Raw genomic sequence first — 12,679 nt, forward strand, 5'->3', positions numbered from 1 at the left:
CCCGTCCGGCGCTTGAGGACACCGGGCCGGAGGCCGGCTGCACCGGAGCCGGGTTGGCGTATGAGTCGGGTCAGGTCAACTCCAGCCCGTCCGGCGCTTGAGGACGCCCGGCCGGAGGCCCGTTGCACCCCAGCTCGGTCGGCGTGTGAGACCGGCTCGGGCGTGGGGTGGGCAAATTCGGCCCGTCCCAACCCCCGGCCGGGGGCCCGCTTCATCCCAGCCTGGTCGGCGTGTGAGACCGGCTCGGGCGTGGGGTGGGCAAATCCGGTCCGTCCCAACCCCCGACCGGAGACCCGCTCCGGCCGAACCGGTGGGCGTGCGAACCTGGTTCGCGTGAGGGCCCTCGGCCGGAGGCCCGCCGCCAACCCCGAGGTGGACCATGTACGACGTCACCGAGTTCGCGAACATCCCGCCCACCACGCTCGCCGACCTGCTGGGCCGCGAGCAGGTGATGGACATCGGGATCCGGCCACTGTGGCAGTCGATGCCCCGCGTCGCCGGCCCCGCGTACACGGTGCGCTGCCCAGCCGGGGACAACCTGATGCTGCACGCGGCCATCCACCGCGCCGAGCCCGGCTCGATCATCGTCGTCGAATCGGGCGACGTGGACTACGCCCTGGCCGGCGGCAACGTATGCGCGGTCGCCCAACGACGCGGCGTGGCGGCCTTCGTCGCGGACGGCGTGATTCGCGACCTCGCCGAGGTCCGCGCGATGGCCTTCCCGGTATTCGCCCGAGGCGTCATCCCCATCCCCGGCACCAAGTCGGCCGTCACCCCACTCAACGACCGAGTGCGCTGCGGCGGCGTATATGTGGACGCCGGCGACATCGTGGTGGCCGACGAAGAGGGCATCGTGGTCGTCCCGGGCGCACGTGGCGAACACGTACTGCGCGATGCCCAGGCGAAGTTGGCCAAGGAGGCAGCCGAATCCCTCGACGAATGGGAGGCGGCCCACCGAGCCCGGATCGACGCGATCCTGACCGAGCACGGCGTCAAGTACTGACCGCCGGCAACGACTCGTCCGGCGGGAGGCCCTCCAGGATGGGGTAGTGCCGCATGGTGTCCCGCCCACAGGGGCAGTACACGCCGGCCCGCTGGTTCAGCACGAAGACCGCCCCGACCCAGTACTGCCGAAGAGCCCGAACGCACCACTGATACGGCAGAACTTCCCCATCCGGTACGAGAGTTGCCAGATATGCGCGGAGATTGGCGCCCATCGGCACGAGCCGCAACCGCTGCGGCAGCAGGGTGTGCCACACCCCTTGATCGGTGACCTGGAGACAGGCGGCGTCGTCGGTCACCACGCCGATCGTCATCGGCAGATCGAGGTCGGCGGCCTCCGACGCGGGCTGCCGAACGGTCACCGAAGCCCCGCCGTCCGGAACGCTCAGCGTGAGATCACCATCGTGATGCCCGCCGACCGGCCAGGTGTGCATGGTCGCATCGATCTTCCCGAGATACTCCGGCACTTGCTCGAACCACGGCACCCAATGCCGCACGACCTTGAAGTTCCGCGGAACCACCGTGCCGGGCGCCTCCCAAGCCACGGCCGCATGCCCACCGGGAACACCCGGCAACAGCCGGATGTCCACCAGCGACGGGCAGTTCAGAAAGGTAGGCGCGACCTCGAAGGTCTGCAGAAGATCCACCACCCGATCGGGTGAAAGCAGATGGGTCCCGGTGGAACACGATCGATTTTCGGACATGGCAACTCCACCTCGTCGGTAGCAATGAACCCCGGCCCCCGCCCGCTCAGACGCGAGCAACCACAAACGGCTCAATCAAGGCCGTTTCTCTCACTCCGGCCTCGGGCGCAACCACCGCCCGGACCCACTTCCCACCCCCACGAACGGGCCCCGACCCCAACCCACACCCCATGGCCCAGACCAGAAACAGCCCCCGCCCGGAACACCCCTCGGTGTCCTCCGGCGGATCCACCGCGAGCGCGAACGGACCCCCACCATCCACGACTTCCACGACAATCGCCCCGTTCACCACCCCGCACGAGATGGATCGAGCCCCACCCGCATGCCGAACGGCATTCCCGACCAACTCCGAGGCCGCAAGCCGCAAGAGCTCGCGCACCTCGGAAGCACCATGCGCGACGCTGGACGTATCAACGAACTCCCTTGCAACTCGCCAGGCTTCTGGATGTGACGGAACTCCCGAATGTTGCGTTGCGGGTGATCCCGTTTACGGCCGGAGGCGGTGGCACCTACGCCAGCTCGTTTCAGATCCTGTCGTACGGCGGTGAAGAACCCGAAGTCGTGTTCGGTCAGGGCGTGTCGGGAAGCACCTTCATGAACGATCCTCGCGAGGTACGACGATTCCGTCGATTGTTCACGACTCTGTCCAAGCACGCGCTGAGCTTGGAAGATAGCCGTGCACTGATCGCAACCATCAAGAAAGACACCACATGAGTCTGGCTACCGGAACCGCCGCTCCTCTGGCCTGGAGGAAGAGCACCTTCAGCGGCGCTAATGACGACTGCGTCGAGACCGCACCGATGGCAAAGGCCGTGGCGGTGCGGGACAGCAAGGATCTCACTGTCGGCAACTTCGCTGTCCCCAACGCATCCTGGGCCCGGCTGACGGAAGCTCTCAAGGCCTGAACCGCCCGCAGAATCAAGCGAGACCGCCCCGACGCGAGGGGTGGTCTCGCTTCCGTCGCGCCAATGCCCGAGCCCGAACACGACCGAGTCCGAGGTTGCGTTCCCGCGTCACGCCCGTGGCGCAGCGTCGGCCGAACCCCTGCTACCCACTTGTGCGACGGCTCTGGCAATGGCGGTTCGTGGCCCGAATGATGGGTGTCCGCTGAAGGCACCGGCCAAGGAGGGCAACACATGAACCTGCCTGGCGATACCCGAACTCCTCCGGTCTGGAGGAAGAGTTCGCACAGCCACAACGACGGTGACTGTGTCGAGACCGCGCCGACCGCAATGGCCGTCGTGGTGCGGGACAGCAAGGACCTCGCCGTCGGCAACTTCGCCGTCTCCCGCCAGTCGTGGGCCCGGCTGATGGAAGCCCTCAAGGCCTGAACCAGCCGCAGAATCAAGCGAGACCGCCCCGACGCGAGGGGTGGTCTCGCTTCTGGCACGCCAATGCCCGAGCCCGAACACGATCGAGTCCCAGGTCGCGTTGTTCCCGTGGCACGCCAGTGGCCCAGCGTCGGCCGGACCCGGGCTACCAACTGGTACGGCGGTTCTGGCAAAGGCAGTTCGCGGTACAACCGTGGACAGCGGGCTGGTGCGTGGCTGGGACAAGCCAAGACAGGGCCGACATGGCCAGGGGCCCGGGACGGTGAACCCGCCTGTTTGGTTCGCCGGGCGTGCGGGGCGGGTCGAGTCGCCGCCGCGGCCGACCGCCTACTGCGGCTGTGTCGCGATCTGGATGAGGTTGCCGCAGGTGTCGTCGAAGACGGCGGTGGTGACGGGGCCTGTTTCGATGGGCTCCTGGGTGAAGCGGACGCCGAGGCCGTGCAGGCGCTCGTACTCCGTCTTCACGTCGTCGACGGCGAACTGGGCGAGCGGGATGCCGTCGACGACGAGCGCGTCGCGGTAGGTCTTGACGGCCGGGTGGCCGGCGGGCTCCAGGAGGAGTTCGACGCCGCCGGGCTCGTCGGGCGAGACGACGGTGAGCCACCGGTCCTTCTCGCCCACCGGGACGTCGTGCTTCTTCACGAAGCCGAGGATCTCGGTGTAGAAGCGCAGAGCCTTGGCCTGGTCGTCGACGAAGATGCTGGTCAGATGGATCTTCATGGGGTGTTCTCCTCTGCTCCGGACGTGTCGGGCGCGGGCCATCGCTCGGCGATCCGCCGCAGCGGGGCCGTGTTCAGGTCGTGGAACTTGTAGCGGCCCTCCCGCCTGGTCTCGACGAGTCCGGCGGCCTCCAGCACGGCGAGGTGCTGGGAGATCCCCTGACGCGAGATGCCGAGCTGATGCTTCGTGCTCAGTCGCGAGCAGATCTCGAACAGTGTCTGTCCGGACTTCTCCGTCAGCTCGTCGAGGATGGTGCGACGGGTGGGGTCGGCCAAGGCTTTGAAAAGGTCGTCGGCCACAATCACAGGATAGGCAACTTTTCACTTGCCTATCAAGTCGAGGTGCGCCGTGTCCAGGGTCGAGGGCCACCAGACCGATATCGCTGTCCTGAGGTACGCACCACGCGCCTTGCGGCGGCAGTTCCAGGCGGGCCGTCGTCGAGGAGCCGGTGCAGGCGCTCGGCGGCGTGTGGGGTGTGGGGTGTGGGGTGTGCCGGTGGGGAGCGGTGACGATCCGGTGTGCGATCTCGCGTGGGGAAGGCGGCCGTTCGCGCGGCACATCGGGGGGCCACGCCCTAGTGGCGCGACGGCCGTCTTCACGCACGGACCGGCCCCCGACCACGGCGGCGGCGAGGTGGATGTTGCTGCGGGACCGGAGAAACGTGTGGGCCGGACGTGCACCCGCGTGGAATGCTCTGGTGCGTGACCGACTCGACTCCCTATGACGACGAACGCAGCGCGTACTCCCGGGAGGCGCTGGCCCGTCTCGTACTCTCCCACCGGGCGGCGGGTCTGTCCGAGACCGCCGGCCACCTGGCGGTGACTCGCTACGACAGCTATACCGGCCCCGGCGGTCGCGTCAGCGAGGCCCACCAGTTGACTCGGATTGCTGAAGGGCTTCTGGTCGGCGCCGTGGTGTACGAGCGTGAGCGTGGCAGTTCCTGGGAGGAGATAGCCCAATACCTCGGTGTCGAGGCCGCGACGGCAGAGGAACGGTTTTCTCCCGAACTCCTCCAGTGGGCCGCGGCGTTCGAGGTGCCGTACCGGCTCGACGAGACGGGCCGCAAGCGCATTCCACAACTGCCCACCGCCGCCTACGACCCCGAGAGCGCCTGCCGGCAACTCGACCTCTGGGCCAGTGTGCGCCTGAGTTTCGATGACAAACATGCCGTGAGCGCCGGCCTGGTCGCAGACGCCCCGACGAAGGAAGCGGCCGGGCCCGCGCGGCACGAAATCGCCGGGTGGATATGGCGACGCAACCTCGAAGCCTTCCTGGACCTGCTGAAGCAGTACGTCGGCCAATACTCCGACGACACCGACTGGGACAGCCTCGAACTCGGCCTGGAGACGACCGACGACGAGGATCCGAGCAGGTGGTACTCCCATCCCGTGGCCGGCGCCGCTCACTCACTCGACGTCCGGTTGGCGAACGCGTCCGGAAGCGACATGCTGTCCGTCGTAGTCGCCGGTGCCGACTCGGCCGTACTGCGGCTGAGAATTGACACCCTCATGGCCGCCTTCTCCGCCGATGCGCCCTCGGATCACCACTGAGCCCTCTCGGACGTCGTTTCGGCAGCGCGGGCGACGTCGGAGTGGACATGTTCGCCCGTACGTCTGGTACGCCGACGGGAGGAAAAGGTTCGTACGGCCACAACGATGGCGAGTGCGTCGAGCCCGCGCCGACTGAAACTGCCGTCGCAGTGCGGGACAGCTCATGAGGCCGCACCGTCGGCAAGTGCGTGACGGCGGCTCCTCGTTCCCCGGCGGTGCCGAACACGGGGCGTCGGACGGTCTGTTCGCGCTCCATCGGAGTGTTGATCCACGGGAGCAGCCGTGGCCGGCCGGACGGGGTTGCTGTCCGGAGGATCAAGGGCACCTCGGGCCCTTCGCCGACGGCGTGCGCTTCGGCCCCGCATACTCCGGATACCCGGATACCCGGACACCCGGACACTCCGGATACCCGGACACTCCGGTGGGAACCGAAAGGCCGTTGACACCTGCTCGCTCGCGTCGTGCCGCTATGGTGCAAACACTCGCACATGAGGAGATTGCTGGTGCGCACGCTGACCTTCATCGTCGGTACGGGACGCAGCGGATCGACGGCGCTGTCGCGGATCGTCAACGCTCACCCGGATGTACTCAGCCTCAACGAGCTGCTCGCGTCCGTGGGGAAGACCGGATTGCCGGAACAGCCGCTCTCGGGGCCGGAGTTCTGGGAACTGCTGGCCCAGCCCAATCCGGTCTTCGAGAAGATGATCCGTTCGGGTATCCCCCTGCCCGAGTTTCTGTACACGCGAAACCCAGGGCGGTACTCGACACACACGACCGGAATCCCCGCCCTCCTGCTGATGGTGCTGCCACACCTCTCCGACACCCCGGACGCACTGTTCGACCATCTCGCGGGCGAGATTCGACACTGGCCCCAGCGCCCCGCAGCCGACCACTATCAGGCGCTGTTCGGGCACCTCTGCGCACGGTTCGGCCACACCGCCGTGGTGGAGCGATCCGGCTACTCCACCGGGTGGATCCCCCGACTCATGGCAAGTTTTCCGCAGGCCCGCTTCGTACATCTGGTCCGCTCCGGCCCGGACTGCGCCCTGTCCATGAGCCGGCATCCGGGATACCGGACAATCCTCCTGCTGCGCGACATCCTCACTCGCTCCGGTGTGGACCAGCTCACCGACTTCACCGACGAAGACGTACGCGCCCTTCCCGCCGACCTCGCTCCACTTCTCGGCGAGCAGTTCGACCCCGCCCTGGTGTGGGATCGCCACATCCCCCTCGCCGCGTTCGGTGAACTGTGGTCACACCTGGTCTCCGAAGGAGCGGCCCATCTCGAGGCCGCCCCCGGGCCACTGCGCACCACGCTCGTCTTCGAGGAACTGCTGGACCAGCCGGTCCGAGAACTGTCGCGCCTGGCAACGTTCATCGGCGTGGAACCGCTCACACCGTGGCTGGAGGCAGGCAGCGCCATGCTCGACGGCAGCCGACGAGGCGCGTCCTGTCGCCTCCCGTCCGAAGAGCTCACCGCGCTCCGGAATAGCTGCACGGAAGGGGAAGCCGCCCTCGCAGCTAGCACGTCCCGGTGATCGGGCGTCATGCTGCCGTAGGAAGGTCGACGACCGGGGGCCGGCGAAGGCGACGAAGTGGCTCGTTTTCTAAGGCTGTTGCCTCGAACGCGACCGCCCGCCGGGAAGCCGGAGCCTGTTTCTGAAGCGCGCAAGTCGTTGCGGGAACGGCCCATGCCACGACGCGTGACGAGCGATTCGCTCAGCCCCGATCCGGTCGTCCACCTGCGCTACGCGCGGGTGGTGGCCGACGGGCTCGTCTTCGCCTACGCCCTCGACATGCCCACCGGTGTGCGGATCCTCACCGACGCAGACCAGGAGCGTGCCGGGCTGGAGGCGCCGGGCGGGGCGGCGTACGGGAACCTGATGCGCGTGCCCGTCGAGCACAGCGAAGTGCCGGTCGAGGGAAGGGCGTTGCTGCATTCCGTGTACGGCGACTCCCCGTTCGTCGTGAGCAAGGCGCTGTACCTGGGCGAACCGGCCCGGCAGGTCACCGGCGAGCCGCCGCCGGACGCCGGAGCCCTCGTCGTGGTGCCGACCCGGCACCTACCGGCGTACCACCAGATCACCGACGGGTCTGCTGCCGCCGCCGTCAACTGGCCCATCGCGATCGAGTCCGCCGACTACGCAGACACGCTCGTCCGCGGGGCGGCCTTGGCCGACTTGCCGGCCGCGCGGCGGCGGCGGCCCTCGCCGGCCATCCGGCGGTCCCAGCGGTAACGCCACACGGATGCCAGAAAGGTGGCGGTGAACATGGTGGCGGTGCCAATGGTAATGGCGAGGATTACGTATTCGATTTTGGCGACGTGTGCTACCGCGAATGCCGTGACCGCGAGCACCAGACAGACGCCCAAACCCTTGAGAGAGTTCACGACGGCTTACTCCTTGCTATTTCCAGGACGACACTCGGGTCACGTAGGACTTCAGGATCGACGAGGTGAGCCAGTACGCCCGAACCAGGGAGTAGAGCAGCTCCGGGAGAATGAGCGCTTCGACGAGCATGGCCTTCCATCCCATTTTCCGCGCGCATATCGCAGGATAAACGACCCAGAAGGTGATCAGCAGCCAGAAGAGCGGCCATTGGGAGAAGCCGTTCTGTGCTATCGACGCGACCTGGACCGCACCATAGCCCACGAGGTATATGAAGCCGAGCATCCCCAGGTTGATGCTGAGGATGGATTGCCACGTGTGTTTGGTCCAGCCCCGGTCCCGCAATGCGTCCATCGTGCCCCGGATCCAGCGCTGCCGCTGCTGTATCAGTTGGCGGAGCGTGGGCATGAGGTCGGTGCGGGCGATACAAAGCTCGTTCGCCGTCACCTTCCAGCCGCATTCCTTCAGCGTGAGCGTGGTCTCGTAATCCTCGACCAGGTTCTTGTGGTCTTCCCAGAAGACCTCGCCTCGCCAATCGATGACGGACTGCAGGGCCTCGCTCCGGTAGAAGGAGCCGGCCCCGGACATCGTGTGGACGTCCCGCCGGAAGCGGGTCGTGGCCGCGCGCCCGTATTCGATGATCTGCATGCCCAACAGGTAGCGTTGCCACGGATTGCGCCACAGGCCGGTCAGCCCCAGGCACGAGGCGCTGACGCCGCCGATCTGCGGATCCTGCTCCAGGACGTTGCAGGCGCGCTCGATGAACTTCGGGTGCAGTTCGGTGTCGGCGTCCATCACGAGAACGTGCTGCACGGTGTCGGACAGCCTGCCCCGCGCTTCCTCGCGCAGCCAGTCGATGCCATAGTTGAGGGCGCCGGCCTTTTTATGCGGATTCTCGGGAAGGCTGAGAACGACGGTGAGCGGTGTCTCCGGATCCTCGCCGAACTCGCGGGCGTAGTCCTCGGTGCGGTCCGTCGAATTATTGACCACCACGAGAATGAGGTCGGGCCGCCGGGTCTGCCGGGCCAAGGAATTCAGTGATCCGAGGACGCCCGCTTCTTCGTTCCGCGCAGGTATGACGGCCACAGTGCCGAGGATCCTGGGCGTTGCCGCTTCCGACGTGCTGCGACGCCGACGATGTTCGCCGCGACGGGCATCGACAACCTCAATGCCGTTCACCGGAACCGCATTCCCCCCTGTTAATGCCGTTCACCGGAACCGCATTCCCCCCTGTTAATGCCGTTCACCGGAACCGCATTCCCCCTGTTATCGGGCCGCGGGCGAGGCCGCACGCCTGTATTCACGAAGATGCTAGGCGGCGCCTCCATGGGCAGGCATCCGGCGGGTGGCCGATATTCTGATAGATGTCCCAATTGTCTCGCAAGAGAGAATATGATAAGCGTCACACCAACAAGTTGGCACGGTGAAGGTCGATCTCCGAACGAGCGGCAGTGTCGACCCGCCCGCATCAGCTTCTCGCCCGTCCCGGACGCCGTCAAAGCTCCCCGGCACGGCGCGTTCCCCTGGAACTCCTCGCACGGGCACTGCGTTTCCTCATCGCCGACCTCCCGGCGGTGCTCATCCACGACGGACCCCAGGCACCGCACCCGCACCACCAGACGTCCCCACCTCAGCCAACGGACCTACGCTCAACCGACTCCGACTCCGACTCCGACTCCGACTCCGACTCCGACTCCGACTCCGACTCCGACTCCGACTCGTCACCCACACCACCGTGCTCCACAAGCCGAACTCCGAGAGCATTCGACTCGGAAGCAGCCGCCCGGACAGGCAAGGGCGGCTTCTGTTTCCATCCGCTTTCATCCGTTGTGTTGTTGTGCTTCCAGGCCCACACCGGAGTAACGAACGTGCCGAAGCCTTCCACCGTCTCGCCACTCTGCCCCGCTTCGCCGGCTGACCGATAAGCCCCTGCCCGCGCATGACCCGAAAGACCCCGGCGAACTCGACCACGGCGCCGGGACTCCGCGAGGCCCGGACGCCGAAAACGTCTCGGTCACCCGGTAGCCGACGATCAACGACACCGCATTACCCAAACGAAACGGCGAGGCCGGCCGGTCCAAAGGCCTCGGCTAGCATTCCCGCGCACAATCAAGCGGCGTATTCCGACAGCGTAGAAATGAGGAGCACCCAATGAGCCACCCACGACCCGGCGGACGACGACGCGGCCTGCCCGTGCTCACCCCGCTGGTCGCCGTGGCCGTCCTCGCCGGTGGTGTGGCCTTCGCCGCAAACCAACTGTCCGACGAGAACCCGAAACCCGCGAACGGCGCCAAGCCGCCCGCCGGTGCCGGCCAGACCTCCTTGCCGCCCACTGCCGACGGGCCGAAGACCGCCTACCCGGCCGGCACGCTGTTCGACAGTTTCGACTACAGCGGCCCCAACGATCCCGCACTCGCGGCCCACGGCTGGCAGGCGCGCGACGGACAGGGCGGCCCCGGGATCCCGAACACCTGGTCGACCTCCGGAGTGAGCTTCCCTCAGGTGCCGGCAGCCCAAGGCGGCAAGGCGCTGCAACTGCAACTCGTCACCGACGGAACCAAAGCAGGCACCCGGCAGGCCGAACTCGCCGGCACCGGCGGCAAGTTCTCCACCGGGACCCTCGCAGCCCGGGTGTACTTCAGCGAGAAGCCCACGAGCGGGCGCAACGGGGACCACATCAACGAGACCCTGTTCCTGATGTCGCCGAGCGGGGGGTCGTCAGCCAAGTACACCGAACTCGACTACGAGTACATGCCCAACGGCGGCTGGGGTGCGCCGGGCCCCCAACTCGACACCACCAGCTGGCGCAGCTCGAAGCCGGGCGACCGGGTGACCCGCCCCAACAAGCAGAGCTACAAAGGTTGGCACACCCTGATGATCACTGCCATGGACGGGGTCGTCACATACTCCATAGACGGCCGCACCCTGTTCAGCAGCAACGGCAAAGAGTTCCCCCGAGAACCGGCCGACATCCACTTCAGCACCTGGCTCATCGATCTCCCCTTCACCGGCGTACGCACCTGGAACATGCAAGTCAACTGGGTCTACCGCAAAGCCAACCAAACCGTCGCGCTGAAGGACGTCCAAGCAGAGGTCGACGCCTTCTACGCGCAAGGCACCCGCTACGTCGATACCACGCCCAGGAGCTGACGTCCGCGCGAGCCCACGTCGGGCGGCGGCCGTGTGTTGCCGCCTGGCCGGCGGTGCTGCCGGCCCGAGGAGCTCCTTGCCGGCGAACGTAGTACCGATGACGCCGGTGAGCCGGTGAGTCTGCGGTACCCCTCGGTCGCGGCGGTCGGATCGGCCGGCCTGACTCGATTCGGGACATGGGACGTGGTCACGCCGGGCTCGGGCTCGGGCTCGGATTCGGCAGAGGAGGCGCGACCCGCCCGTACCCGTACCGGATCGACGCCTGCGCACGCAGGCTGCGGGTCGCAGGCCGGGGCTCGCAGGCCGCGGGTGGTGTGGCCGGCCGATCGGGCCGGCTACGTTGCGCCATGCTCGCCGTACAGCGTCCGGGCGCGGGTCAGGTCGACCGGGCCGTGCGGGTTTGGCGGGATGGGTAGGAAGTGGTTGAGCTGCCAGGTCTGGGTGGAGCGGGCCTGGCGGTTGGTGGTGGTTACCCACGGCGGGTAGATCCGGAAGCCGCGTTTGCCGCCCGTCCTGCCGACGGTCAGGATGCCCCGCGCGCCGAGGACCGCGCTCGGGAAGACGAACTGGCCGAAGCCTTCCGCATCCGCGTCCGCGTCCGCGTTCCCGTCCGCGTTCCCGTCCGTGTTCCCGTCCGCGTTTCGGGAACTGATTACGACCAGGTCGAGCGGGTCCTCGATGTCGAACGGCTCGATCGGGCCGGCCGCCGACCGTTGCCACAACGTGACGAACTGGCCGACCTTGGTCGGGGTCGTCCGGCCGACTCGAAAGCGCACCCGAGCGCCGTTCACGGTGAACGTGTGCGCGGCGTAGTCGGCGCTCTCCGGCTCGGGCCTGGGCGGGGTGCAGACGAACCCGGCCGGATCGTAGACCAGGGCCTTCGCGGCGATCAGGTCGGCGGGGAGGGCGTGGGTGGACGGCCAGGGCCCGTGGGCGGCGGAATCGTCGGGGTTCGTGCGCATTGCGCTATCCTGCCGGCGCCCGCCGATACCGGTGCGCCACCCCGGACCGTGGCTCGGTTGCGTGAGTTGCGGCTTGGCCTGGCGCTATCGGGTGCGCGGGCTGACTGGTCCACGCGGCTACGCCGTCGGTGCTGTCGGTGCTGTCGGTGCTGTCGGCTGCCCCGGTCCAACACTTCGGCGACGGGCGCCGGTTCGCCGTGCTCGTGCAGTATGCGCATGACTGTGGTCGGGGCTGGGCTGGGCTGGGGTGGGAGCGGGAGTGGGAGCGGGGGCCGTGCCGGAAGTGGCCTACATGGGCTTCGAGTTGCCGGGGCTGGAAGCTGTGGCCGGGTCTCCGGGTGGCTCCTCGATCGGGAAGTGGATCGGGCTGAGTAGGTATCGTGCGCGGTCGCCGGTGGGCTTGTTGGCCAGCCGGGGCACGATCGCACTGCGCAACTCACCGATCAGTTCGAGGAGCTCGTCGCGGGTGAGCCAAACCGCGTGCTGGCGGTAGCCGACCAGATCCGCGGTCGGGTCGGCGCCGTCTTGTTCGAGGTAGGCATTGAACTCGGCGGCCAGCACGGCGAGTGCGGTGGCGAACGCGCTGCGGTGGTCGTCGAGTGAGAGTGACTTGACCGTGTCGGCGTCGACGACCGCGCGGTCCTGGCGCAGCCGGAAGGCTCGTTCCACCGCGCCCCGCACCCGCCGCTCCTCGGCCACTTCGAGGATTCCGCCTCCGCAGAGCAGGTCGACGTGCCGGTAGACCATCGCCTTCGATACGTCCGGCAACAGTGCGCACAACTGGGCCGTGGTCAGCATGCGTTCGCCACGCATGGCGTGCACGATCCGCAGGCGTACCGGGTGGGCCAGGAGTTCCAACGTGTCCATGGGTCA

14 protein-coding genes and 1 pseudogene are annotated in these 12,679 nt (G+C 67.6%); 8 read left to right on the forward strand and 7 right to left on the reverse strand.

Features of this window, described 5'->3' with window-relative positions; all coding sequences use genetic code 11:
- The first annotated feature begins 379 nt into the window (after window positions 1–379).
- Window positions 380–1,003, forward strand: a complete 624-nt coding sequence (locus ABIA38_RS36475) for an RraA family protein (protein WP_424643250.1) — start codon at window positions 380–382, stop codon at window positions 1,001–1,003.
- Here the strand turns inward: ABIA38_RS36475 and ABIA38_RS36480 are convergent.
- Both ABIA38_RS36480 and ABIA38_RS36485 read right to left on the reverse strand, forming a co-directional pair.
- Window positions 993–1,649 (reverse strand): hypothetical protein, encoded by a 657-nt coding sequence (locus tag ABIA38_RS36480; protein ID WP_424643251.1) that lies wholly within the window; start codon window positions 1,647–1,649, stop codon window positions 993–995. The genes ABIA38_RS36475 and ABIA38_RS36480 overlap by 11 nt on opposite strands.
- Before the next feature lie 103 nt (window positions 1,650–1,752).
- Window positions 1,753–2,100: pseudogene (locus ABIA38_RS36485) on the reverse strand (ATP-binding protein); the annotation flags it as partial.
- A 29-nt stretch (window positions 2,101–2,129) separates the two neighbouring features.
- On the opposite strand from ABIA38_RS36485, the gene ABIA38_RS36490 reads away from it, so the two are divergent.
- From ABIA38_RS36490 to ABIA38_RS36500, 3 genes are all read left to right on the forward strand, one after another.
- Entirely contained in the window at window positions 2,130–2,420 is a 291-nt protein-coding gene (locus ABIA38_RS36490) for a Scr1 family TA system antitoxin-like transcriptional regulator (RefSeq protein WP_424643252.1), read from the forward strand.
- Window positions 2,417–2,611, forward strand: a complete 195-nt coding sequence (locus ABIA38_RS36495; RefSeq protein WP_424643253.1) for a DUF397 domain-containing protein — start codon at window positions 2,417–2,419, stop codon at window positions 2,609–2,611. The genes ABIA38_RS36490 and ABIA38_RS36495 overlap by 4 nt, the downstream gene beginning before the upstream one ends.
- Window positions 2,612–2,842: 231 nt before the next feature.
- Window positions 2,843–3,037 (forward strand): DUF397 domain-containing protein, encoded by a 195-nt coding sequence (locus ABIA38_RS36500; RefSeq protein WP_424643254.1) that lies wholly within the window; start codon window positions 2,843–2,845, stop codon window positions 3,035–3,037.
- A 327-nt stretch (window positions 3,038–3,364) separates the two neighbouring features.
- Here the strand turns inward: ABIA38_RS36500 and ABIA38_RS36505 are convergent, their stop codons facing one another.
- Window positions 3,365–3,757, reverse strand: coding sequence for a VOC family protein (locus tag ABIA38_RS36505; protein WP_424643255.1), 393 nt, complete (start codon window positions 3,755–3,757; stop codon window positions 3,365–3,367).
- The gene (locus tag ABIA38_RS36510) at window positions 3,754–4,056 is read right to left on the reverse strand and encodes an ArsR/SmtB family transcription factor (protein ID WP_424643256.1); all 303 of its coding nucleotides are present in this window, start codon (window positions 4,054–4,056) and stop codon (window positions 3,754–3,756) included. Before ABIA38_RS36510 ends, ABIA38_RS36505 begins: the two co-directional genes overlap by 4 nt.
- 402 nt (window positions 4,057–4,458) lie before the next feature.
- On the opposite strand from ABIA38_RS36510, the gene ABIA38_RS36515 reads away from it, so the two are divergent.
- From ABIA38_RS36515 to ABIA38_RS36525, 3 genes are all read left to right on the forward strand, one after another.
- Window positions 4,459–5,307 (forward strand): hypothetical protein, encoded by an 849-nt coding sequence (locus ABIA38_RS36515; RefSeq protein WP_424643257.1) that lies wholly within the window; start codon window positions 4,459–4,461, stop codon window positions 5,305–5,307.
- A 488-nt stretch (window positions 5,308–5,795) separates the two neighbouring features.
- Complete coding sequence (locus ABIA38_RS36520; protein WP_424643258.1) at window positions 5,796–6,845, forward strand: sulfotransferase; 1,050 nt, start codon at window positions 5,796–5,798, stop codon at window positions 6,843–6,845.
- A 165-nt stretch (window positions 6,846–7,010) separates the two neighbouring features.
- Window positions 7,011–7,544, forward strand: coding sequence for a hypothetical protein (locus ABIA38_RS36525; protein WP_424643259.1), 534 nt, complete (start codon window positions 7,011–7,013; stop codon window positions 7,542–7,544).
- A 168-nt stretch (window positions 7,545–7,712) separates the two neighbouring features.
- Here the strand turns inward: ABIA38_RS36525 and ABIA38_RS36530 are convergent, their stop codons facing one another.
- Window positions 7,713–8,873 carry a glycosyltransferase family 2 protein gene (locus ABIA38_RS36530; protein WP_424643260.1) on the reverse strand — a complete coding sequence of 387 codons (1,161 nt, stop codon included), beginning with the start codon at window positions 8,871–8,873 and terminating at the stop codon, window positions 7,713–7,715.
- A 1,014-nt stretch (window positions 8,874–9,887) separates the two neighbouring features.
- Between ABIA38_RS36530 and ABIA38_RS36535 the strand changes: the two genes are divergently transcribed.
- Window positions 9,888–10,844 carry a glycoside hydrolase family 16 protein gene (locus tag ABIA38_RS36535; RefSeq protein ID WP_424643261.1) on the forward strand — a complete coding sequence of 319 codons (957 nt, stop codon included), beginning with the start codon at window positions 9,888–9,890 and terminating at the stop codon, window positions 10,842–10,844.
- A gap of 335 nt (window positions 10,845–11,179) precedes the next feature.
- On the opposite strand, the gene ABIA38_RS36540 is transcribed toward ABIA38_RS36535, so the two are convergent.
- Together ABIA38_RS36540 and ABIA38_RS36545 are read right to left on the reverse strand one after the other, a co-directional pair.
- Window positions 11,180–11,806, reverse strand: a complete 627-nt coding sequence (locus ABIA38_RS36540; protein WP_424643262.1) for a MepB family protein — start codon at window positions 11,804–11,806, stop codon at window positions 11,180–11,182.
- Window positions 11,807–12,094: 288 nt separating this feature from the next.
- Window positions 12,095–12,673, reverse strand: a complete 579-nt coding sequence (locus ABIA38_RS36545; RefSeq protein ID WP_424643263.1) for a helix-turn-helix domain-containing protein — start codon at window positions 12,671–12,673, stop codon at window positions 12,095–12,097.
- Window positions 12,674–12,679: the final 6 nt, after the last annotated feature.

Origin of the sequence: Embleya sp. AB8, from assembly GCF_049739465.1 — a bacterium.
Taxonomy (GTDB): Bacteria; Actinomycetota; Actinomycetes; order Streptomycetales; family Streptomycetaceae; genus Embleya.